Here is a 21,475-nt window from a genome sequence, read left to right on the forward strand (position 1 = left end):
CGTCGGCCGCGCGCCGCCCTCGTTCACTCCTTATAAGTAGCGAGCGGCCGAGCACTTGATCATGAGCACTATCGGCTTCATCGGCGGCAGCGGTATCTACGAGGCGCTCCCGCTCAACGACGTTCGCGAGGTCGAGTACGACACGCCGTACGGCGAGCCGAGCGACGCGGTCACGATCGGCGAGTTCGGCGAGACGGGCAAGGAGGTCGCCTTTCTCCCGCGACACGGGTCGAACCACGGCGTCTCGCCGACGGACCTCCCGTACCGCGCGAACATGTACGCCTTAAAACAGGCGGGCGTCACCCACGTGTTCGCCTCGAACGCGGTCGGCAGTTTAAAAGAGGAGCTGGAGCCCGGCACCCTCGTCGTCCCCGATCAGATCTACGACCGGACGAAGCACCGCGACCTCTCCTTTTACGGCGACGGCGTCGTCGTCCACCAGCCGTTCGCGGACCCGTACAGCCCCGAACTCGTCGACCACCTCTCCGTCGCCGCGGCGTCGACGACCGACGACGACACGAAGGTCGTGAAAGGCGGTACCTACGTCTGTATCGAGGGACCGCAGTACTCCACCCGTGCCGAGTCGGAGTTTTATAAGTCGCAGGGGTGGGATCTGGTCGGGATGACGGCGATCCCCGAGGCGAAACTCGCCCGCGAGGCGGAGATCGCGTACGCGACGATCGCCGGCGTCACCGACTACGACGTCTGGAAGGCGGACAGCGAGGTGACGCTCGCGGAGGTCCTAGAGAACGCCGAGCAGAACCAGAAAGCGATCAAGGCCACTGTCGAGGAGGCCGTTCGGACGCTTCCCGACGACCACACCTGTGAGGCACACACGGCACTTGCGGGCACCGTCAACACGCCCACCGAGGCGATCCCCGAGACGACCCGCGAGCGCGTCGAGCCGCTGCTGGGCGAGTACTTATAAGTGAGCGGCCGGAGCGTCGGCCGGACGACCCCGTCGTATCGCTTATAAGACCCTCTCAGTCGTCGAAGACGTCGAACGTGAACTCCGCGTCGGACTCACGGGTCAGCCGCTCGGAGCCGTCGTGCTCGTGGAGTTCGCCCGGTTCCATCGACTCGTGGACCCGCTCGATCACCTCCGGCGTCACTTTCTCCGTCACCTCGAACGTCGTCACCGGGCTGACGACGCCCCACAGCGCGCCGATCGAGTGGACCAGGAAGGCGATCGGCGTCAGAATGAGATACACCGGCCACGTGAGCGGGTGTTTGTCGTAGCTGGCGGCACCGACGAGCGTGTAGACGAACAGGATGCCGAACAGCGCGAGCGACGCGGTCCGATACCACTCCGCTCCCGGCGCGGTGCCCGGGAGGAGGATCGAAGCGAGGACCAGAAGCGGTACCAGCGGCGAGAATGCCCACGCGACGATCCGGGTGTAGTACACCGGCCGGTACGCGAGCGGGAGTAGGTGGCCGTCGGCGCGCGTGCCCGAGATCCACCGGCGGCGCTGCTTGGCCATCGCGCGCAGCGAGGGCGGAGCCTGGTTTCGGAATCGGACGTCGAGTACGGCGAAGGAGACGCCGGTTTGATCGGCGGCCCGCCAGATGAAGTTCGTGTCCTCGGTGATCGTCGCGGTGTCCCACGTGATCGCGTTCTCCAGCGAGTGACGGACCGCGACGCCGCCACCCCACGCGTACAGGGGGTAGCGAAGGCGATGGAACGCGAACTGCTCGTACTGGTAACCGACCCGGAACACCTCGCTGAGGTACGCGAGCCGAGAGCCCGTGTACAGCGGCTTCTCCGTGAACTGGACCACGTCGGTGTCCGGGAGGCCTTGGAACCCCGCCATGATCGTGTCCTCGTCGAGGTAGAGCACGTACTCGCGGTCACAGGAGACGTTGCGTCGCGCCCACTCGACCGCCCGGCCCTTGTTCGTCGCCTTACACTCGAACGATTCCGGCACGACGTGAACCGACGCCCCGTCTATCTCCATCGGCGTTTCGGCGATCACGCGCACGTCGTCGAGGCCGTCCGGCACCGAGTCGACCGTCGCCTGGACGACCGCCTCCGCGTCGATCGTCAGGATCCGCACCTGTACGTCGTCGTATCCCCACTCGATCTCGTCGGGATCGACGCGCCCGCCGCGCGCGAGCACGACCGACTCGAACAGCCACCACAACGCCGAGAGCCCGTACAGCACTAACGCGATCCACAGCGCGGCGACGACGGTCGCGAGCACGGGGTCGGCAGCGACGAACTCGATCACGACTCGTCATACTTCCGAGCCGATAAGAAAACACCGACCTGTCCCGACCGATCGACTCAGTCCGCGATCGCCTCGGACTCGCCGGCCGTCGCCGCGGGGTCTTTGACCCACAGGTCGCCGAACAGGTCGTCCTGCTGGAGTCGCACCGAGCCGCGATGAGCCATGAACAGCAGCGCGAGGTACGTCATAAAGGGGCGTCCACCCGCGGTCTCGATCTCCGTGAACAGCACCTCCGTGCGCCCGCGGTCGAAGCGGGTGCGGAGAGCGTTGTCGATGTCGACGATCACCTCCTCGATGTCCTCGTCGTGGGTGCGGTCCGTGGCCTCCCCGGCGGTCGGCTCGCCGTCCTGACGGAACTCGTCACCGGCGTGGTAATCGAGCGTCTGCGTGCCGCGGGCGTGCCCGCTCGGCGACTCGGAGGTGTCGTACTCGCGGGAGTCCTTCCACCACGAGCCGCGCTCCGCCTCCCGGAGCTCGCGGACCAGCTCGTCGAGCGTCTCCGGTGACCCCCGTGTGTTCTTCCGTTCAAGCCGGCGGTCCATCTCCGCCTCCAACTGCTCGACGGGGTCGAAGCCGGGGTCGGCCGGGTCGTCCGCGCCGCCCTCCATCGCGATCTCCCACGGCTCGGCGGCCGGCTCCTCCGTCTCGTCGTCATCCGCGAGCATCCCGTCGCTTTTCATCCGGAGCAGGACGCTGGCGTAAAACAGCGCTCGGCCGGTCGTCCGAAGGTCCGTCTCGTCGAGCTTCTCGAGGAACGCGTCGGTGACCTGAACGATGTCGATGTCCCACGGCTCGATCTCGCCCTCCTCGGCCAACTGGACGAGCAGTTCGACGGGCTCGACCTCGTCGTCGTCCGCCGACCCCGACCCGCCGTCGACCCCCTCGCTCACGACGTCGGGTTTCGCGTCGGCAGCGACGTCCGAGTCCGGATCGGCAGCGACGTCCGAGTCCGCGTCGCCCGTATCCGTCGCGCTGCCGTCGGCGTCACCGCCGAACGCAGGGGTCGATCCCTCCCGTTCGGTCGTCAGGTCGAGATCCGGAACGCCCTCCTCAGTCATCCGCGCTCGCCTCCTCGCCGAACTGCATCCCGGTCACCGCCGAGAGGTTGTCCCCCTGCATCGTGACGCCGATGGCACGGTCGGATCGCTCGAGCAGCGCGGAGCGGTGGCCGACGACGACGAACTGCGCCTCCTCGGCCAGTTCCTCGATCATCTCGCCGACGCGTTCGGCGTTGACCGCGTCGAGGAACGCGTCGATCTCGTCGAGCGCGTAGAACGGTGCGGGGTTGTGCCGCTGGACCGCGAAGATGAACGACAGCGCGGTCAGCGACTTCTCTCCGCCGCTCATCGCCGCCAGTCGCTGGACCGGCTTGTCCGCCGGCTGTGCTTTCATCGTCAGCCCCTCCTCGAAGGGGTCGTCGGGGTTCTCCAAGACGAGCTCCCCGCTGCCGGCCGACAGCCGCGAGAAGATGTCCCGGAAGTGGTCGTTTATCGACTCGAACGTCTCCATGAACGTCGCCTTCTTCTCGGCCTCGTACCCCTCGATCCGCTCGGTGATCGCGTCGCGCTCCTCGACGAGCACGTCCCGACGCTCCTGAAGCTGGTCGAGCTCCGCCTCCACTTCGTCGTACTCGTCGATTGCGAGCATGTTGACGGGCTCTAACGTTTCCATCTCTGTTTCTAGCTCCTCGATCCGCGACTCCACCTCCGAGATGTCCGGGACCTCCTCGGGGTCGTGCTCGCCGACCTGCGACTCCAGCTCGTCGACCTCCCACTCCAGCCGGTCGCGTCGGTCGGTCAGGTCCTCGAGGTCGGACTCCGCGTCGGCGACGAGCGAACGCTGCTCGTCGCGCTCGCGGGTCGCGTCCGCGATCTCCTCGCGCAGCGTCTCGCGTTCGTCTTTCAGCTCCGCGAGCTCTTCTTCCAGATCGGCGATCGACTCCTTTTTTTCCGCCAGCAGCTCCTCCTTCTCCGCGATCGTCTCCTCGTGCTCTGCGATCGCCTCCTCCGCCTCGCTCTTCCGGTTCTGTGCCGTCTCGACCGTATCGTGGAGGTCGTCGACCGCGTCCTCGGCGTATCCCTTCTCCAACTCGAGCTCGTTCCGCCGTGCGTCGAGGTCGTCCATTCGCTCGTCCAACTCGTCGATCTCCGCGCGGATCTCGTCGGCACGTTCGGAGAGCTCCGGGATCTTCGAGTCGGCGAGTTCCGCCTCGATCGACTCGACGTCGGCTTCCAAGGCGTCGATGTCGGTCTCCAGCGCGCCGATGGTCTCGTCGATCCCGTCCATCTCCTCGTCGACGGACTCGCGTTCGGTACGGAGCTCGTCGAGTTCGTCCTCTAGGTCGTCGATCCGCGTTTCGGCCTCCGCGAGCTCCCCTTCGGCGCGTTCGACGTCGGCTTCCAGCGACCGGACCCGGTCCGCAGCGTCCGCCTTCCGATCGCGGGCGTCGTCGATATCGGTCTCCAGCTCCTCGATCTCGGATTCGACCGCGCGCCGGTCGTCCTCGAGGGCCGATATCTCCTCGGCGAGCCGTTCGAGCTTCCCGCCGCCCGACTTGGTGAACGCGTACCGGGAGCCGCCGCCAGAGCCGCCGGTCATCGCTCCCGACTTCTCGACGAGGTCTCCGTCGAGCGTCACCATTCGGTAGTCGCCCATCAGATCGCGGGCGGTCGCCATGTCCTCGACGACGAGCGTCGAGCCGAGCACGTACGAGAAGATCGTCTCGTACCGCGAGTCGTAGTCGACGAGGTTCCGCGCGAAGTCGACCACGCCGGGCAGCGACGGTTTCCGCGGGAGCCCCCGGTCGTCCATCTCCGTGATCGGGAGGAACGTCGCCTGCCCCGCGTTCCGGCGCTTGAGGTAGTCGATACACGTCGAACCGACCCCGTCGTCGTCGACGACGACGTTCGCGAGCCGGCCGCCGGCCGCGGTCTCACACGCCTCGGCGTACTCTGCGTCGACCGAGCCGAGCTCGCCGACCGCGCCGTGGACGCCGTCGATGTCACCGTTCTTCACCTCCGTCACCGCACGCGGCCACGAGGTGTCGCCGCGCTCGCTGGCGGCCGCTTCCAGCTTGGCGTACTCGTTCTGCTTCTCGCGGAGGTCCTCCTCGATCGCCTCCAGACGCTCGTTCCGTTCAGCCTTCTCCGCGAACAGGTCGGCGACGACATCCTCGATCTTCGACTGGTTCTTTCGCGCTTTGTCGAGCTCCCCGTGGAGCTCCGAGATCCGCGCTTTCAACTCGGGGACCTCCTCGTGGGCGGCGTCGAGCGCCTCGCGCGTCTCCTCGACGGCGTTCGAGCGGCGACGCGCCTCATCGAGCAGCCGGTCCTTCTCGCGTTGGGCCTCGTGTTTCTCCTCGCGAAGCGTCTCGGCGCGCTCCTTCTTCTCGGCGAGCTCCTCTTTCAGCTCGTCGAACTCGGTGTCCGCGCCCTCGATCTCGGCTTCCACGTCGGCGAGCTCGGAGCGTTCCGTCGCGATCTCGGATTTGATCGACGCCTGTTCGACCTTCACGTCGCGGATCTCCGACTCCAGATCGTCGATCGTCTCCTGTTTCCGGTCGATCTGGACGAACGCGTTCCGGCGCTCGGTCTCGGCCTCCGCGGCACGGTCCTCGGCGGCCTCGATCTTGTCCTCCAACCGGGATATCTCGCCTTTGATCTCCTCTATCTCCGCGCGGATCTCGATCTGCTCGTCCTCGCCCTTCGTCTCGATCTCGTGGGTGAGATCGGCCAGATCCTCCTCCAGTCGCGTAAGCGTCCCCTGTCTCGTGTCGAGCTCGGCGCGCAGCTCCTCGAGTTCCGCCTCCGTCTCGTCGATCTCGGACTGGACGGCCGCGAGCGAATCGCGTTTGTCCGCCAGCTCGGAAGCCTTGCGGTACCCGCGATACTCCTCTACCTCCTCGCGGAGCGACTGGTATTCGAGGGCCGTCTCACGCTCGTCGGACAGCCGTTCGAGCCGGTCCTCTTTCTCGCCGATCCGAAGGTCCGCCTCCCCGATCCGGTCTTTCACCGTATCGAGCTCCTCGTAGGCGGCCTCCTTCTTTTCGTCGAACTCCGCGACGCCGGCGATCTCGTCGATGATCCCCCGGCGCTGATACGGGGTCATGTTGATGATCTCGGTGACGTCGCCCTGCATGACGACGTTGTACCCCTCCGGCGTGACGCCGGCGGCCGCCAGCAGGTCCCGGATGTCCGAGAGGTTCACCGAGCGCCCGTTGAGGTAGTAGTAGGAGTAGTAGTTGTCCTCGGTCTCCTTCACCCGGCGTTTGATCGTGATCTCTGAGACGTCGCCGACGTTCTCCGAGCCGGCGGCGGAGACGACCTGTGAGCGGTCGAGCGTCCCGTCCTCGTTGGAGAGCACGACCGTGACCGACGCTTCCGAGGGGCCGTCACCCCCCTCACCGTCGTCGTGGCCGGGGTTGTAGATGAGGTCGGTGAGCTTCTTCGCTCTGATCCCGCGGGTGCGTGCCAGCCCGAGCGCGAACAGGACCCCGTCGATGATGTTCGACTTGCCGGAACCGTTCGGCCCGGTGACGACGGTGAAGTCCTCATAAAAGGGGATCCTCGTCGTCCGCCCGAAGCTCTTGAACCCGTCCAGAACGACTTCCGTGATGTGCATGTGGCGGTGGATCCGACCTTACGCGACGATGATGTCGCTGTCGTCGGACTCGTCCTCGTTTGCCTCGTCCCCGTCCGCCTCCGACGAGGCGGCCTCGGCGTCGGGCGTCGTGGCTCCCCGCTCCGGGACGACCACGTCGTCGCCGGCGTCCGCGATCGCCTCGGAAGTGGGCTCGTCGGCACTCTCGGCCGGGGAGTCGGTCCGCTCGACGACCTCGACGTGGTCGTCGGAGTGGGTCCGATGTTCGCCGCCGCTCCGACTCGCATCGCCCGTCGCGTCTGCCGGCGTGTCGGACGTCTCGTCGATGTCGGCGGGAGCGTCGGACGCGGCATCCTCGGTGTCGGTCTCGACCGCCACCTCCTGTGCGTCCTCGACCTGTCGGACGCGCTCTTTCATTTCGACGAGCTCCTCGGTAAGCCCGTTGACCGCCGCCTGTAGCTCCGCGACCTGTCGTTCGAGGTCCTCGACGCGGTTGCTCATGTACTCATGTATGCCCGCGCGGGCCGTATAAATCTGCGTCAGACACATGTGTGATCATGTATCATGGGGCGGTCGGATCACGACGCGTCAGTCAGCCGTCGGACGGTGAGAAAAATACTTGTACCCGCCACGGATACCGACAGTCGATGAGCAAGATCACGTTCCGGGCCGACGACGATCTCGTCGAGCGGCTGGAATCGTGTGACGCTTCCAAAAGCGAGGTGATGCGCCAGGCGCTTCGTGCGCACCTCGACGCGAATGACGATCCCGCGGACGGCGATCCCGCGGACGGCAGTGTCGACGCCGCGGTCGCCGACCGCGTCGATGACCTCATCGCGGACCGGCTGGACGCCGCGTTGGACGAACGGCTCGGGACGGCACGCTCCGCGCCTGAAAACGCGTATACACCGTCTGGAACCGGTGAGATCAACGTAAACGTCACTCTCGACGCCCCTGCTGCCTCGGAGTCCGACACTCGTGTGACGCGTGAGACGGTCGAGGAGGACGAGTCGAAAACGCGTAAGACGCCGACGAGATCCGGGATGCAAACGGCCGAAAACGTGTGTGGCGGATGCGGCGAAAACGTTCCGGAGGACCACGTTTACTGCCCGAACTGTGGAGAAAAGCAGTCCCATAGGGCGTTCTGTGAGTGCGGCGACGAGGTCCGAACCGACTGGGCGTTCTGTCCGGGATGCGGTCGTCGAACCCCCGCAGCAGACGTTCTGAAGGACAAATAACCGTCGTATACAAGCCCATACTGCCCGCATACGGGCGATCCGAAAATGTGTCTTACACCCGCCGGTAGTTTTATATATATAGCCTCGGTGACTACAATCGCGTAAGACGGTCGTCTTACAGCCGGTGCCCGCAAGCGGGGATGTCTCCGCAGTCGGGCGATCCGACGCTGTAAGACGCACGACGCGGGTCGTGCCGTCTTACCGGGGGAATATACAAATGGAGCGTGTGACACTACGGATCCCGAAACAGCAGATAGACGAGGTCGAACAGATGGTCGAGACGGGGGAGTTCCCGAACCGGAGCGAGGCGATCCGGTCGGCCGTCCGCGACATGTTGAACGAACAGGACGGCGAGCGCGAGGAGCGCGGCCGCAACCGCAGCTGGGCCAAGGTGTAGAACGATGCAGGATCTCGTTCAGGACGCCCTCGACAACGCGGAAGCGGAGAAGCGCGACATGGACGTCGACATGGACGACGACGAGTTCGGGGACCCCCGAATCGTCATCGTCGGTGCCGGAGGTGCCGGGAACAACACCGTCAATCGACTGTACAACATCGGCGTCGACGGCGCGGACACCGTCGCCATCAACACGGACAAACAGCACCTCAAGATGGTCGAGGCCGACACCAAGATCCTCGTGGGCAAGTCGCTCACGCAGGGTCTGGGTGCCGGCGGCGACCCCAAGATGGGCGAGCGCGCGACCGAGATGGCGCAGGGGACCATCAAGGAAGTGCTCGGCGACGCGGACCTCGTCTTCGTCACCGCCGGCATGGGTGGCGGAACCGGAACCGGCGCAGCGCCCGTCGTCTCGAAGATCGCCAAGGAGCAGGGAGCTATCGTCGTTGGGATGGTCTCGACGCCGTTCAACGTCGAGCGCGCCCGCACGGTGAAAGCCGAGGAAGGGCTAGAGAGCCTCCGCAACGAGGCCGATTCGATCATCGTGCTCGATAACAACCGGCTGCTCGACTACGTCCCGAACCTGCCGATCGGCAAGGCCTTTTCCGTGATGGACCAGATCATCGCGGAGACGGTCAAGGGGATCTCCGAGACGATCACCCAGCCGAGCCTCATCAACCTCGACTACGCGGACATGTCGACCATCATGAACCAAGGCGGCGTTGCCGTCATGTTGGTCGGCGAGACGCAGGACAAGAACAAGACCCAGGAGGTGGTCAACGACGCGATGAACCACCCGCTGCTCGACGTCGACTACCGCGGTGCCTCCGGCGGACTCGTCCATATCACGGGCGGTCCGGACCTCACGCTGAAGGAGGCGGAGGGGATCGCGAACAACATCACCGAACGCCTCGAAGCGAGCGCCAACGTGATCTGGGGCGCACGCATCCAGGACGAGTACAAGGGGAAGGTCCGCGTCATGGCGATCATGACCGGCGTCCAGAGCGCGCAGGTGCTCGGCCCGTCGACACAGAAGCAGGCCGATAAGTCCCGCGCCGCGGTGGACGCCGACGACCTCGGCGACTCCCGTTCGCGGGCCACCGAGACCGGCTCGGCAGTCCAGGGATCCGGCGGTGCCGACCGTGCGGCGTGGGAGTCCGATGGCGGCACCGAGCCCGTCGAGAAGAACAACGGGCTCGACGTCATCCGGTAGTCGGCGGACCCCCGCGGGCGAACACCCGAGGCTTTTTTCGACACGCGATCCGCCGAGCGACCGTACCTCGACGCGAGGGCTTAAGGTCGAAACGTGCGTAGGATCCGTGTAGTGTGTCACCGACGAACTCGAATCCCGCGATGCCCCGCGGGTGTCGAACGTGACTGGTTCCGGGTGACCGAACGATGACCGACGAGGCCCTCTATTTTACCGCTCCGGAAACGGTCGAGCGCCGATCCGTGACGATCGGTCCCCCCGACGCCGACGAACTCCTCGTCGACACCCGCGTGTCCGCGATCAGTGCGGGGACGGAGCTGCTGGTGTATCGCGACGAGACGCCGTCGGGAATCCCCGTCGACGAGACGATAGACGCGCTCGACGGCGAGTTCTCGTATCCGCTGCGATACGGATACGCCGCGAGCGGGGTCGTCCGTGAGGTCGGCCGCGAGGTGGACGAGAGCTGGCTCGGCCGGACGGTGTTCTCGTTCGTACCCCATCAGACCCGGTTTCGCACCGATCCGGAGTCCGTGGTTCCCCTCCCGGACGGGATGGACCCGGAGACCGGATCGATGTTACCGTCCGTCGAGACGGCAACGAACATCGTTCTCGACGCCGCTCCTCGGCTGGGCGAGCGTGTCGTCGTCCTCGGTGCGGGGACCATCGGACTGTGCGTGACTGAGGTGTTGTCGTCGTTCCCGCTTGGCGATCTTGTCGTCGTCGACCCGATCGACCATCGGCGTGAGCTTGCCCGAGAGATGGGAGCACATCGGACTGAAACACCAGAAACCATCACCGAGGCGACCGATGATGCCGATCTCGTCGTCGAGATCTCCGGGCAGCCGTCGGCGCTCGACGACGCGATCGATGTTGTCGGCTACGACGGCCGGATCGTCGTCGGCTCGTGGTACGGATCGAAACGCGCGCCGATCGACCTCGGTGGGCGGTTTCATCGGGATCGGATCGACATCGTTTCCAGTCAGGTGAGCACAATCGCTCCCGAGCTTCGCGGCCGGTGGGATCGTGATCGGCGGACCGACGCTGCGCTCGACCGTCTGACACGGATCGATGCCGACGCGCTCGTCACTGACCGTGTTCCGTTCGAGCGCGCCGCCGAGGCGTACGAACTGTTGGACGTGAGTCCCGAATCAACGGTTCAGGTGGTGTTGGAGTACTGATGCGGTTCTGCCGGCACGTCCGCAACCGCGTACGCGATGTCTCGATGCGGGCGGCAGGTATCACCCTCCTGCTCGTGGTGCTGGTCGTTGCGTCATCGGTTCCGCTCTGGCGCATCCGCGCGGCTGCGGCACGGGTGTCTGACCGCGCTCCAGACCGTTTCATTCCGTACCCGCTTTCCGTGTTGCCGCCGCCGGACCGGGAATATGCCGGGGTGTGGTCGGTTTCCCCCGAGACGGCGCGGAAGCGATTGACGAACGAGTACGGGTTCAGCCAGCAGCTTCGGGCGTATCTCCACGCGTACGAACGCGGCGGTGAAACCGTGTACGAGGCCGCGAGCTGTGCGTATCGCCCGAACGGGTTCACGAGCGAGTGGCAGCTTCACGTCCGGCTGTTTCCGACGCCTGACGGTCAGACCGATGTCTGGTGTCACTGGGAGCGAAACCCGAACGTCTCCCCACTTGCGCATCTCAGACAGGACGGCTACGACCCCGCGGAGGGAATCCGCCGGCTCCGCGGACTCGTTTCGGAGCCGATCCGAATGGACGGACCGATTGCTGAACGGACCCACGAGGAGTAACAGCGGCTCGACTCGAAACAAAAATGACGGCTCGGATCCGAGCCGTGACGACGACCCACACGGTTGTCCGAGCCGACTATCCGCCACGCAGCTGGTCCGGTTACAGTTCTGGGCGGAGACGAGCGAGAATATCGAGGTGGTGTGCGACCATCCCGAACTCCTCGTTTGCCAGCTGCGTTCGACGGGTCGAGACCCATTCCCCGCGGACCGACGGGTCCAGATCGGCCGGGGCGTAGTCGGCGAGCGCGCCGTCGATCGTCTCAAGCAGGTGTTCGAGGAACGCCGCCTCTTCAGCCGGGTACGTGCCGGTCCGCGCCCCAACGACCCAGTCGCAGCCACCGGTCGCCGTCACGGTGTATTCGTGTTTCGGTGCCTGCTCGATGACATCTCGTGCTGCTCGACTGCTCCCGGGCAGCTCGCGTATTTCGTCCATGTGTCGGTGGTAGAGACGTTCGATCCGGTCGTCGTCGGGGTGAGCCGGCGAGAAGTGGGTTGCCCCATCGAAGGTACACGGGGCGTAAAGCATCCCACCGGGCCGGAGAACATCGTGAAGCGAGGGGAGGAGACGAGCCGGATCGACGATGTCGAGAAACGCCGCGGCGATCACGGCGTCGGCCTCATCTCTGACCGTTCGAGCATCCGCGCACTCGACGGTGATCTCGAAGCGCGTGTCGCCCTGCTCGGCTATCAGTGTCTCGTCGTCGACCGTCGTGGCGTAGCCCGCCGCTGAGAGCCACTCCGGAACACGCTCGCGGGCGGCCGACACACAGGCGTCGTCGACATCGACAGCGCGGTACGAGATGGTCCCGGTGAGCTGTTCCCAATCGCCGAGACGGGCGATCATCGAGCCGACGCCGGCACCGAGTTCGACGATCCGGATGGGCCGATCGACCCCGGACGCGCGACTCTCCAGTCCCGAGACAAACTGATCCCACACCCGGCGGTTCAGCGCTCGATCGTCCACGGTCCGTTTGGCGGTGAGGTACGGAATGAGGTCGCTCACTCGTTGCCACCTCCGGTACCGTCCGTGGCCCGTCTCGGTCGGACCGGTCTCGACACATCTGTCTTGGTATCGTGCGCGCCCGTGGCCGCGGTTCGTTGGGGGTCGGTCTGCCCGTCGTCGACGAGCGACCGGAGCCACGCACGGATCCGGTCGGTCGTCTCCGCCCAATCGGGATGCGTCTCGGCGGTGTGAAGCGCCGCGACACCGAGCGCAGCGAGCCGGTCGCGGTCAGCCGCGAGGCGTTCCAGCCGCTCGGCGATCGATCGGTGATCCTCGGGGTCGACGAGGAATCCGTTCGTTCCGTCACGGAGGAACTCGTCGGTCCCCCCAACGGTTCCGGCTATCGGGACCGTCCCGTGTTCCATCGCCTCCAGATGGACCATGCCGAACGCCTCGTACCGAGCTGGGACACAACAGACGTGGCTCTCCGCCATCGTCGACGCGAGCGCGTCGTCGGAGAGCTCGCCGGCGAACTCGACGCGGTCGTCGAGTCCGAACCGTTCAGTCCGCGTCCGGAGTCGGTCGGCGTACGACGGGGCAGCGTCCAAGCTCCCGACGACTGTTGCCCGCCAGCCGACGCCGGCTCCCGTCGATCGATCGAGTCGCGAGAGCGCGTCGATGAGCGTCTCAAGGTTCTTTCGTGGAACGACGTTACCGACGAAAACAACGCGTAATGGGCCTCGCCGCGCCCGCGCCCGAACCCGTTCGACGGTCGTTGCTGGTCCTTCCGTGCGTCCTGCTGGGGGAGCGACGACTGACGGGTCGGTCGCGGTCGACGGAGTAATCTGTGCCACGCGGTCCCGCGTGAACCGGCTCGTCGTGATCGTCGCGTCGACGGATCCGAAAAAACGCCGCTCGAACGGTTGTATCAGTGGCGCGTACCGATCGGTCGGATCATCGGAGCGGACGTGGTGGACGAGGCCAACGACCGCGTCAGGTCCCGTCAGTTGGCGATTATGCCGCCAAACGGACGGGTGACAGAGACCGTCCTCAATAAGCACATCGACGTCACGGTTCAGCCGGTCTCGAACGCGAGGATCGAGCGTGTCGGCGAGCCCTCGGCCGTAGCTCCGCCACGGAAGGGAGATCACCTCTACCGAGTCACCACGTTCGCGGAGTCCGGAAACGACCTCCCTATCGTATCGGAATCCTCCGGAGGTAGCGTTGATGTCACCGTATACGACGAGGCATATCTCCATCGGTGGTCCGTCATCCACGGCTTCAGAACCGTCGCTAGCAACGGTTCTCGCGCGGTCGATACTCGGATCAGTGTCCTCCTCGCGCGGCTCGCCGGTCTGGGATGAGCCGGTAGTCAACGATGCGACATCGTCCTCGGATGAGCCGGTTCCAGTCGATGGCGGTAGGGATGGCACGGTCAGATCGCTCGTTTGTGGACGACCTCGGCGACCTCGTCCTCACGGACACGGACGGAGAGCTCCGTTGCGGTTTCTGGATCTAGTCGGTCGAGTAGCTGATCGCCGACGTGTTTCGCCAGCCGCTCCGCGCTCGGATTCTGTCCTTCAAACGCGGACATATCGTTGAGCGTTCGGTCGCGAACCTCGCCGACCACTGCTTCGAGCGCGGCGATGACGGCGTCGATATCGACGAGGTAGCCGTACTCGTTGAGTTCTGGACCGTGGAACGATGCTTCGATGTCGAATCGATGCGAGTGGAGGGTTCCTTCGGGGCCCGGGTCCGGGACGGTGAGGTAGTGCTGTGCGATACAGGCGCGGGAGACGGACACCGAGTACATACGTCATCGTTGCCCCCTAGACGCTTAGTTTCGTTCCCCCCGGAAACGCGTGTTACTCGCCGAACTCCTCGGCGTATCGTTCCCGGAACCCCTCGTACGCCTCCGGTTGGACGTCGACACAGACGTATCTCGCGTCGTCGCCGAACACCCTCCGTGCCGCAAGCGCGGCGGGAGCAGTCCCCGCACACGGCACGAGTATGAGTTCTCCTTCGTCAACGAGGCCGTCGATCCACGCCTCGTACGGGCCGATCGGTTTCGCCCGACCGCCCCGTCCGTAAGTCCGCTCGGGCCACCTCGCTACCTGTCGTGCGGAGACATCCGTCCGGCGATCGGTCGGTCCGTCGTGGGCGAACAGCACGGTGTACCCGCCGGTCGTGAGGTGGTCGCCGTGGGTCTTGCGGTCCGGCGCTCCGTCGTTTGTCAGATACGTTACCCCTCCGAGCTTTCGGAAGCCGCCGCCGCCGTCAGGGCTCGCGGCGGCGTCTCCCCACTCCGAGCGGAGGTACTCGACAAACCGGGGGAACAGCCAATCGTCGGCGTCGGCGACGAGCCACCCACCATCGACGAGCGCATCGCGTGCCGCGTCGATGATCTCCGCGGTGGTGAGCGTCTCGTCGACATCGCCGTCGGCGGCGTGATCTTCGTCGAAGGGATGAAGATCGTACGCGAGTCCCTCCTGTTGGACGCGTCCCGGCCGCGCCCACGCATCGTCAAGAAAGACGGCCACGGCTTCCTCTCGGTACTCGGCGAGTACCTCAACCGCGTCGCCTACGACGTACACCTCGCCGTCATCGATCTCGTGTCGAACCGCGTCATCGGGAAGTCCCATCGGACAGCGTCGATCCGACTGCTATTCGCATCAACCTTCCGTTGGTGCCGTCCGTCCGGCAAACGGCCACGGGAGAGAGTGCGATCGAGTCGTCTGCGCCACGCGACACCTGCTTAGCCGAGTCGTCCGGACACCGTCAGCCAGTCCCAGATAAAGTGTGCCAACACGGGGACCGAAACGAACCACGCAACCGTCCGTGAGACCGCCGGTCCAGGTACCGGAAGCAGCGCGAGGAAGACGGTCGACATGATCACGGCACCGGTCGCCCGGCGGAACTGGCTCGGATGAAGTTCTTTCACGGGCAGTCCACGATGACGACGCCACCGGATGCCGGCCGTAAACCCGTATCGCGCCACGCCAACCGCGAGGAAGATAGCCGGAGCCGTCCCCGCGAGCACGACCGTTACGGCACCGACAGCGACGAGCAAAGCGTCGATCTCGGTGTCGAGATTACCCCCGAACTCGGTGACGGAGTCCGTTCGACGCGCTACTGCGCCGTCGGCCGCGTCAAGGAGCGCTGCCGTCGCGAAGAGTCCGGCTGGGACCCAGGTCGCGGCACCGCCCGGCGGGTCAGTGAAAACAAATCCGGCAAACGCGGTCACCAGTCCACCACGAACGATAGTCACCCACGTTGCGACGGTAATAAGCTGCGCACCGTCAACCGCTCGTGCGCGAACCAACGATCGGTACGTGACGGCAGAAACAATGAGGAGGGTAATACAGACCCCGACGATGAAGCGTAACGTCGGCTTCCCATCCCACGCTACGCCGGAACCGACGAGCGCAAGCAGGGCGACGACACCCGTCCCCGCGACCGTCAACGGAAACTGCCGACTGGTGATGCCGGCCGCCGGCGACCGTGAGGTTCCTGTCATTTTGCGATCACCGCTCTGTCAATCTGGTCCGGCGGCATCAACCCATCAACCCAAATTGTTTTTTATTTTTGTGTCTCGCTGGTACGGTCTCGCGGTTGGTCGCTTCGCGAAGGTCGGGATGGACCGCAGTTGCGCATCCAGCCGATCTGTCGGTCGCGTCCCGAACCGCCTGCCACGCTGCGTGTCGGCGGTGGACGATCACGGGCACGGAGTCGATATCAAGCAGGGTCGCGAGCGCGAGTCGATGCTGACCGTACGAACGCCAGTATATCTCTCCCTCACGACCGATATCGACGTTTATTTCGTCGAATCGAGCTGTCGTCGCGTACCCGTCGGGGCCATGAAGGTCCTCCTGTCGGCGATAGCCGCCATCGCGGATCGAGTCGTGAAGGCGGTCGATCTCTCGACATCGCTCCGAGAACTCGGCTTCATCGGTGTATCCCCATGCGTTGCCGAACCGGTTGAGCTGGTCGCGAAAGGCGTCGAACAGCGCCGTGTCCCGCCAGTTGCGACCCCCCAGATATCGTTGTTCGATCCCCTGTGGGACCGCGCGCTCGTGAAACGGCTCCCACTCCGACTCCCAGTCGCCGTCGACGACCCGTCCCCACTGTGGAACCCGTGGCGCGACTTCGAGAAGGCTTCGGCGAATACGCCCGGGGTCGACGTACAACAACCGAAACGGCGGCGCGTCGGTGTACCGATGCGGCCGTAGCCGACGCCGTACTCGATGTCCAGCCGAAAGCGGCGCGAGCGGAGCGATGCGACGTATCGGCGACGATACCCGTGACTGGAACGCCGAAACGACCCGCCCGCGAAGCTGTCGAACGGTGCCAATAGACTCTTTGCGCGCAGACCGGGTCACGTCTCGCGGGCGTACAGGGCAATGAGGACGACGACCAACACGGTCTGTGCGACCTTGTCGACGACGTCGATGGCACCGAGATCGGCGAGTCCGGGTTGTCCGTTGAGTTGGTACCACAACACGATCTGTCCGGCAGTAAAGGGGATCCCGAGGAGGTAGGTTAGACGACGCCGGATGTCCATCAACACGGCGACAATTCCGACGGCAAACCCTGCGGTCGCTCCGGCGAACGAGAGGCCAAGCACTCCGGGGATCGTGACCGCGAGCACCAGATGAACGACCGCTGAGACGACCGCCATCGTCACCCCGAGCCAATGTAGTGGTGTGAGTTCATCAGCCCGGATCCGTCCCGTGATACTCATTGCCGTACTAATGGACTCTACTGACATAATTGTTTCACCACCTGTATCTGGACACCCGCCTAGTCTCTGGATTCTCCGTACAGAACGGTACGTCACACCGCCTCGATCGAGTCAAGCAGCCGGCACTTCCGACAGACGTCGCGGCTGGTTTTTGACCCACATCGCTCGCACTCGCGGAGCGTTGGCTGGCCGTCGTCCCCTTGAGTATCCCTGCCCTCGCTGCTCCGATCGCTCTCGTCGGCGGCGGTTCCCTGGTATCGGTCCGCGACGATTCCGGATATCTCCTCGTAGCCGGCCATGATCGAGTGGCGGGTTCCGGGGTGGTTCTCCTCCAGATCGTGAAGCAGCGACTGGACCTCTCCCCGGTACGCCTCCGAGGCGTGGGGACACTCCGCCATGTGAACCGGGAGGTCACGGACGTGACAGTAGAGCGCGATCTCCTTTTCAGGAACGTCGCGGAGCGGCTTCGCCCGCGGGACGAACTGGTCGGTATCGCCGCGCTCGTCGAACGGACCGAGCGAGGCGTCAAAGTGTTTCGCGACCTGACGCACGTCCCCTTCGAGGACGTTCATCAGGGCGGTTTGGGCCTCGTCGTCGAGGTTGTGGCCGGTGAGCAGTTTGTCGGCGTCGAACTCGGCGGCGTACCGCTCCAACACGTCCCGACGGAACACGCCACAGTACGCGCAGGGGGCCATGTTCTCGGGATCTTTTTCAACGACGTCGTCCATGCGGACGCCGAACTCGTCGTCGTAGGAGACGATCTCGTGGCGGATCGTTCTGTCGGCGGTCAACTCAACGCAGGCGTCGAGGCTCTCGTCACGGTACCCCTCGATCCCCTCGTGGATCGTGAGCGCGAGCATCTCGACGCGGCGGTCCTTTCCGAACACGTCGTCCAGGATGTGCGTCAACACGACGCTGTCCTTCCCGCCGGAGAGGCCGATCACCCACCGGTCGGGCTCCTCGGGAGTTGCGTCCGGATCGAGCAGAGTATCCTCGCGGACCCGGCGTTTCACGCGCTTCTCGACCGAGCGACAGAGGTGCTCGCCACAGAGATGTGCCCCCGAATAGGCGGCGTGGTGGATCGCGTCGTCTCCGCACTTGTCACACTCCATCACCCTCCGGTTGCCGACGGGTAGTCATACGGGTTTCGGGCCGCAGGCGTGCCCGCCGACTCCGACAACACCTCGTCGGTTGGTTCGCGTTCCGACACGGGTTTGCCCGCGGAACCCCGCGCCTACGACGTGAGGGATACCCCGACCGGCCTCGACCGCGATCCCGATCCGAACCCGATCGACCCGGATCCACCGGCCGAAAGCCGCCGGACGAAGCTGTGGCGCTACGGGTTCAACCTCCTCCCCGCCTACCGTGGAACCGGCGCGCGAGTCGAGCACATCGCCGACGGCTGGCGATACGTTCGTGTCCGGATCCCGTTCAACTGGCGGACGAGGAACGGCGTCGGAACGATCTTCGGCGGGAGCCTCTACGGCGCGGTTGATCCGGTGTACATGACGATGTTCCAGCGGATCCTCGGCGACGAGTTTACAATCTGGGACAAGTCGGCCGCCATCGAATTCATCGAACCCGGACGCGAGACGCTGTACGCGGAGTTTGAACTCGACGAGGCGGAAACGACGGGAATCGAGGACTCACTCGACCCCGGCGAGTCGACAGACCGAGACTATCTCGTTCCGATCGTCGACGACGGGGGAACGGTCCACGCGCTCTGTCGAAAAACGCTGTACGTACGACGGGACGAGTGAGCGTCCCGGTTCAGGCGGTCGCTCCGGCGACGAGGCTCTCCCGGACGGTTTCGAGGAACCGGTTCGGGTGCTCGACGTGCGGGAGTAGCTTCGCACGGTCGAACACGACCAGCCGTACGTCTGCCGCGTCGGCGAGTTCTCTCCCGTCCGTTAACGGACTCACCTCGGCTTCCCGCCCCCAGACGATCGTCGGGGGAACGTCGAGATCTGCGAGCGCGGCCGCCAGATCGATGTCGCTGTTGAGGTAGCCGGAGACGAACGAGGCGGGTGCGAACCGCGCGTTCTCGACGTGAGTCGTCCGCCACTCGTACTCTATCCACTCCTCCGTCGCGTTCGTGGGGTCGTCGTAGCCGTGATCGGCGTTGAAATACCGAATCGATGGTTTTGAACTGATCAGGTTGAACACCGCCTCACCGACCAGCGGCGCTCGGATCAGCTCGCGGACCGGAGACTTCGGCGGGCTCGGCCCCGCCCTCGTCGTCGGACAGATCGCGACGAATCCGGAGAAGTCGACGTCGTCGGCCGCGGCGGCGTACGCCGCCGACAGCGACGAGGCGACCACGGCGGGATCGTCGAACGTCGAGAGGAAGTCCCGAACGAAATCCTCGTACAGCGTCGCCGAGTAGCGCAGCGGCGGTCGGTCCGACCGACCGTATCCCGGGAAGTCCGGTGCGACGACGTGGTAGTCCGCGGTGAGGTCGCCGAAAACCTCGCGCCACTCGCCCGAGGAGCCGGCCGCGTTGATGCCGTGTAACAACACCAGATCGGGATCGTCGGGGTCGCCGCCCTCCGTGTAGGCAACATCCATCCCGCGCCAGCGGAACGTTTCCTCGTTGCCAACGAGGGGAGATTCGAGTTCACCGTCGTAACGGAGCCCGGTATTCGCCAGTGCTATCGATCCGATACCGAGGAGGGCGGTTCCTGCGAGGTTCCTGAGCTTCATAGAAACCTGTTGGTTCGCGGGCGACTTATAATACGTGGGCAGCGAGGTGTTTCACTCATCGTCCCGACCGATCCCGCGGTCGTCTGTCGCCGCGTCGTCACGCTTGCCTGTCACTGTTTCGTCGTCGTCACCGGCACACGACGCAATCGGGTCAACGATAGCAGCGGCGACGCTGTACGGATCCGTCTCGCGGCGGCGGACGCGCTCGGCGAGGGTATCGATGCCACCGCGTCGGTCGATCGCTGCCGTCGCGAGCGATCCGATGTCCGACCGAACGAGGGTGCGGATCTCCTCGGCGTAGCGCTCGCGCTGAGTCCGGTCGAGCGTACCCGACTCGCGGAGATACTGTGCGTGTGCGTCGAACGCGTCGATCAGCGCCTCGACGCCCTCCCCCGTTTTCGCCACGGTCCCGAGCACGTCGGGAGTCCACTCGGTGGGCCTGTCCGCATTCGCCTCGGAGTCGGTCTCGGCGTCAGTGTCGTCCGGACCGTCAGGGGTCTCGAAGCCGTGGTGGCCCGTGTCGAGCCCCTTCGTCGGACTCTCGCGTCGGTGAACCATCTCTTCCAGCTCGGCGAGAGTTCGATCCGCACCGTCCATATCGGCCTTGTTGACGACGAACACGTCGCCGATTTCGAGGATTCCGGCCTTCAGCGTCTGTACGTCGTCGCCCGAGCCCGGTTGGACGAGGACCGCGACCGTGTCGGCGGTCCGAACGATGTCGACCTCGTTCTGCCCGGCCCCGACCGTCTCGATGATGACAGTGTCCTTCCCGAAGGCGTCGAGCGCTTTCACCGCGTCCGCGGTCGCCATCGAGAGCCCGCCGAGTTGGCCGCGGGCGCTCATCGACCGGAAGAACACGTCCATGTCGCCTACGTTCGAGGCCATCCGGATCCGGTCGCCCAGCAACGCGCCGCCCGTGTACGGCGACGAGGGGTCGACGGCGACGACGCCGACCGTGTCGCCGCGCTCGCGGTAGGCCGCCGCGAGCTTGTCGACGAGCGTGGACTTGCCCGCGCCGGGCGCACCCGTGACGCCGATCACGTCCGCGCCGCCGGTGTGCTCGTGAAGCGCCCCCACGATCCCGCGATACCCGGGCGACCGGTTCTCGATCCGCGTTATCACTCGGGCGAGCGCGCGGTGGCTCCCGTCGAGGAGGTCGGCGACCAGCTCCGCGTCGACGTCCCGGAGCTCGGCGGTCGTCGCGGACGTGTCCGCGTCTCCATCGTGCCCGTCCATCTACGCGCGCTCCGGGACGTTCGTCCGGACGAATTCGATGGTCTCCTCCATCGGCGTCCCCGGGCCGAACACCTCGGCGACGCCGAGCTCCTTCAGCTCCGCCTCGTCGTCGTCGGGGATGATCCCGCCGACGATGATCAGCGTGTCCTCGAACGCGCCGTACTCCTTCAGCCCCTCGATCACCTTGGGTACGAGCGTGTTGTGTGCCCCCGAGAGGATCGAGATCCCGAGGACGTCGACGTCCTCCTGGACCGCGGCCTGAACGATGTCGTCGGGCGCACGATGTAGCCCGGAGTAGACGACCTCGAAGCCGGCGTCACGAAACGCTCGCGCGATCACGTGTGCTCCCCGGTCGTGTCCGTCGAGCCCGACCTTTGCGACCAGACAGCGGATGGCCCGTTCCTCGGTTTCGACGCTCATACCC

The 21,475-nt window shown here is 65.5% G+C and carries 22 protein-coding genes; 7 read left to right on the forward strand and 15 right to left on the reverse strand.

Annotated features, from left to right (window positions below):
• The first annotated feature begins 61 nt into the window (after window positions 1-61).
• Window positions 62-928, forward strand: a complete 867-nt coding sequence (gene mtnP, locus J2751_RS06565; protein ID WP_209484353.1) for an S-methyl-5'-thioadenosine phosphorylase — start codon at window positions 62-64, stop codon at window positions 926-928.
• Window positions 929-983: 55 nt separating this feature from the next.
• Here the strand turns inward: mtnP and J2751_RS06570 are convergent, their stop codons facing one another.
• The 4 genes from J2751_RS06570 to J2751_RS06585 are packed head-to-tail and all read right to left on the reverse strand — an operon-like array spanning window position 984 to window position 7,328.
• Window positions 984-2,228 carry a glycosyltransferase family 2 protein gene (locus J2751_RS06570; RefSeq protein WP_209484355.1) on the reverse strand — a complete coding sequence of 415 codons (1,245 nt, stop codon included), beginning with the start codon at window positions 2,226-2,228 and terminating at the stop codon, window positions 984-986.
• A 56-nt stretch (window positions 2,229-2,284) separates the two neighbouring features.
• Window positions 2,285-3,286, reverse strand: coding sequence for a segregation and condensation protein A (locus tag J2751_RS06575; protein ID WP_209484357.1), 1,002 nt, complete (start codon window positions 3,284-3,286; stop codon window positions 2,285-2,287).
• On the reverse strand, window positions 3,279-6,848 hold the full coding sequence (gene smc / locus J2751_RS06580) for a chromosome segregation protein SMC (RefSeq protein ID WP_209484359.1): 3,570 nt from the start codon (window positions 6,846-6,848) through the stop codon (window positions 3,279-3,281). The genes J2751_RS06575 and smc overlap by 8 nt, the downstream gene beginning before the upstream one ends.
• 18 nt (window positions 6,849-6,866) lie before the next feature.
• Entirely contained in the window at window positions 6,867-7,328 is a 462-nt protein-coding gene (locus tag J2751_RS06585) for a DUF7518 family protein (RefSeq protein WP_209484361.1), read from the reverse strand.
• Between the two features lie 146 nt (window positions 7,329-7,474).
• Between J2751_RS06585 and J2751_RS06590 the strand changes: the two genes are divergently transcribed.
• From J2751_RS06590 to J2751_RS06610, 5 genes are all read left to right on the forward strand, one after another.
• On the forward strand, window positions 7,475-8,065 hold the full coding sequence (locus J2751_RS06590; protein WP_209484363.1) for a double zinc ribbon domain-containing protein: 591 nt from the start codon (window positions 7,475-7,477) through the stop codon (window positions 8,063-8,065).
• A 217-nt stretch (window positions 8,066-8,282) separates the two neighbouring features.
• Window positions 8,283-8,462 carry a ribbon-helix-helix domain-containing protein gene (locus J2751_RS06595; protein WP_209484365.1) on the forward strand — a complete coding sequence of 60 codons (180 nt, stop codon included), beginning with the start codon at window positions 8,283-8,285 and terminating at the stop codon, window positions 8,460-8,462.
• A 4-nt stretch (window positions 8,463-8,466) separates the two neighbouring features.
• Window positions 8,467-9,675: a cell division protein FtsZ gene (gene ftsZ / locus J2751_RS06600; RefSeq protein ID WP_209484367.1), complete on the forward strand. Its 1,209-nt coding sequence runs from the start codon at window positions 8,467-8,469 to the stop codon at window positions 9,673-9,675.
• Window positions 9,676-9,860: 185 nt separating this feature from the next.
• On the forward strand, window positions 9,861-10,850 hold the full coding sequence (locus J2751_RS06605) for a zinc-dependent alcohol dehydrogenase (protein ID WP_209484369.1): 990 nt from the start codon (window positions 9,861-9,863) through the stop codon (window positions 10,848-10,850).
• A complete protein-coding gene (locus J2751_RS06610; protein ID WP_209484371.1) occupies window positions 10,850-11,428 on the forward strand; it encodes a hypothetical protein in 579 nt (192 codons plus the stop codon). Before J2751_RS06605 ends, J2751_RS06610 begins: the two co-directional genes overlap by 1 nt.
• 100 nt (window positions 11,429-11,528) lie before the next feature.
• Here J2751_RS06610 and J2751_RS06615 read toward each other — a convergent pair whose 3' ends face one another.
• The 8 genes from J2751_RS06615 to ncsA all read right to left on the reverse strand — a co-directional run bounded on the left by J2751_RS06615 (window position 11,529) and on the right by ncsA (window position 18,224).
• A complete protein-coding gene (locus J2751_RS06615) occupies window positions 11,529-12,431 on the reverse strand; it encodes a class I SAM-dependent methyltransferase (protein WP_209484373.1) in 903 nt (300 codons plus the stop codon).
• The gene (locus J2751_RS06620; protein WP_209484375.1) at window positions 12,428-13,630 is read right to left on the reverse strand and encodes a glycosyltransferase family 4 protein; all 1,203 of its coding nucleotides are present in this window, start codon (window positions 13,628-13,630) and stop codon (window positions 12,428-12,430) included. The genes J2751_RS06615 and J2751_RS06620 overlap by 4 nt, the downstream gene beginning before the upstream one ends.
• Window positions 13,631-13,806: 176 nt before the next feature.
• The gene (locus J2751_RS06625; RefSeq protein ID WP_209484377.1) at window positions 13,807-14,184 is read right to left on the reverse strand and encodes a 6-pyruvoyl trahydropterin synthase family protein; all 378 of its coding nucleotides are present in this window, start codon (window positions 14,182-14,184) and stop codon (window positions 13,807-13,809) included.
• A 52-nt stretch (window positions 14,185-14,236) separates the two neighbouring features.
• The gene (locus J2751_RS06630) at window positions 14,237-15,013 is read right to left on the reverse strand and encodes a hypothetical protein (RefSeq protein WP_209484379.1); all 777 of its coding nucleotides are present in this window, start codon (window positions 15,011-15,013) and stop codon (window positions 14,237-14,239) included.
• A 113-nt stretch (window positions 15,014-15,126) separates the two neighbouring features.
• A complete protein-coding gene (locus J2751_RS06635) occupies window positions 15,127-15,888 on the reverse strand; it encodes a CDP-alcohol phosphatidyltransferase family protein (protein ID WP_209484381.1) in 762 nt (253 codons plus the stop codon).
• A 37-nt stretch (window positions 15,889-15,925) separates the two neighbouring features.
• Window positions 15,926-16,558, reverse strand: coding sequence for a hypothetical protein (locus J2751_RS06640; RefSeq protein ID WP_209484383.1), 633 nt, complete (start codon window positions 16,556-16,558; stop codon window positions 15,926-15,928).
• A gap of 188 nt (window positions 16,559-16,746) precedes the next feature.
• Window positions 16,747-17,112 carry a DUF7475 family protein gene (locus tag J2751_RS06645; protein ID WP_209484385.1) on the reverse strand — a complete coding sequence of 122 codons (366 nt, stop codon included), beginning with the start codon at window positions 17,110-17,112 and terminating at the stop codon, window positions 16,747-16,749.
• A gap of 92 nt (window positions 17,113-17,204) precedes the next feature.
• The gene (gene ncsA / locus J2751_RS06650; RefSeq protein WP_209484387.1) at window positions 17,205-18,224 is read right to left on the reverse strand and encodes a tRNA 2-thiolation protein NcsA; all 1,020 of its coding nucleotides are present in this window, start codon (window positions 18,222-18,224) and stop codon (window positions 17,205-17,207) included.
• Window positions 18,225-18,353: 129 nt separating this feature from the next.
• Here ncsA and J2751_RS06655 point away from each other — a divergent pair, with 129 nt between their 5' ends.
• Window positions 18,354-18,872 (forward strand): DUF4442 domain-containing protein, encoded by a 519-nt coding sequence (locus J2751_RS06655; protein ID WP_209484389.1) that lies wholly within the window; start codon window positions 18,354-18,356, stop codon window positions 18,870-18,872.
• 10 nt (window positions 18,873-18,882) lie between these two features.
• Here the strand turns inward: J2751_RS06655 and J2751_RS06660 are convergent, their stop codons facing one another.
• From J2751_RS06660 to J2751_RS06670, 3 genes are read right to left on the reverse strand one after another with little or no spacing between them, the layout of a single operon-like run.
• Window positions 18,883-19,815, reverse strand: a complete 933-nt coding sequence (locus tag J2751_RS06660) for an alpha/beta fold hydrolase (RefSeq protein ID WP_209484391.1) — start codon at window positions 19,813-19,815, stop codon at window positions 18,883-18,885.
• Between the two features lie 51 nt (window positions 19,816-19,866).
• Window positions 19,867-21,051: a methylmalonyl Co-A mutase-associated GTPase MeaB gene (gene meaB, locus J2751_RS06665; protein WP_209484393.1), complete on the reverse strand. Its 1,185-nt coding sequence runs from the start codon at window positions 21,049-21,051 to the stop codon at window positions 19,867-19,869.
• Entirely contained in the window at window positions 21,052-21,471 is a 420-nt protein-coding gene (locus tag J2751_RS06670; RefSeq protein WP_209484395.1) for a cobalamin B12-binding domain-containing protein, read from the reverse strand.
• Window positions 21,472-21,475 lie beyond the last annotated feature (4 nt).

The sequence above is a fragment of the Halorubrum alkaliphilum genome (assembly GCF_017873815.1).
In the GTDB taxonomy this organism is placed as follows: Archaea; Halobacteriota; Halobacteria; order Halobacteriales; family Haloferacaceae; genus Halorubrum; species Halorubrum alkaliphilum.

Coding starts and splice junctions, on each gene's coding strand:
- ncsA (WP_209484387.1), bottom strand. CDS start 18,224: ATGGAGTGTGACAAGTGCGGAGACGACGCGATCCACCACGCCGCCTAT.
- J2751_RS06575 (WP_209484357.1), bottom strand. CDS start 3,286: ATGACTGAGGAGGGCGTTCCGGATCTCGACCTGACGACCGAACGGGAG.
- J2751_RS06610 (WP_209484371.1), top strand. CDS start 10,850: ATGCGGTTCTGCCGGCACGTCCGCAACCGCGTACGCGATGTCTCGATG.
- J2751_RS06595 (WP_209484365.1), top strand. CDS start 8,283: ATGGAGCGTGTGACACTACGGATCCCGAAACAGCAGATAGACGAGGTC.
- J2751_RS06630 (WP_209484379.1), bottom strand. CDS start 15,013: ATGGGACTTCCCGATGACGCGGTTCGACACGAGATCGATGACGGCGAG.
- smc (WP_209484359.1), bottom strand. CDS start 6,848: ATGCACATCACGGAAGTCGTTCTGGACGGGTTCAAGAGCTTCGGGCGG.
- J2751_RS06585 (WP_209484361.1), bottom strand. CDS start 7,328: ATGAGCAACCGCGTCGAGGACCTCGAACGACAGGTCGCGGAGCTACAG.
- meaB (WP_209484393.1), bottom strand. CDS start 21,051: ATGGACGGGCACGATGGAGACGCGGACACGTCCGCGACGACCGCCGAG.
- J2751_RS06605 (WP_209484369.1), top strand. CDS start 9,861: ATGACCGACGAGGCCCTCTATTTTACCGCTCCGGAAACGGTCGAGCGC.
- mtnP (WP_209484353.1), top strand. CDS start 62: ATGAGCACTATCGGCTTCATCGGCGGCAGCGGTATCTACGAGGCGCTC.
- J2751_RS06635 (WP_209484381.1), bottom strand. CDS start 15,888: ATGACAGGAACCTCACGGTCGCCGGCGGCCGGCATCACCAGTCGGCAG.
- J2751_RS06660 (WP_209484391.1), bottom strand. CDS start 19,815: ATGAAGCTCAGGAACCTCGCAGGAACCGCCCTCCTCGGTATCGGATCG.
- J2751_RS06590 (WP_209484363.1), top strand. CDS start 7,475: ATGAGCAAGATCACGTTCCGGGCCGACGACGATCTCGTCGAGCGGCTG.
- J2751_RS06620 (WP_209484375.1), bottom strand. CDS start 13,630: ATGGAGATATGCCTCGTCGTATACGGTGACATCAACGCTACCTCCGGA.
- ftsZ (WP_209484367.1), top strand. CDS start 8,467: ATGCAGGATCTCGTTCAGGACGCCCTCGACAACGCGGAAGCGGAGAAG.
- J2751_RS06625 (WP_209484377.1), bottom strand. CDS start 14,184: ATGTACTCGGTGTCCGTCTCCCGCGCCTGTATCGCACAGCACTACCTC.
- J2751_RS06645 (WP_209484385.1), bottom strand. CDS start 17,112: ATGAGTATCACGGGACGGATCCGGGCTGATGAACTCACACCACTACAT.
- J2751_RS06670 (WP_209484395.1), bottom strand. CDS start 21,471: ATGAGCGTCGAAACCGAGGAACGGGCCATCCGCTGTCTGGTCGCAAAG.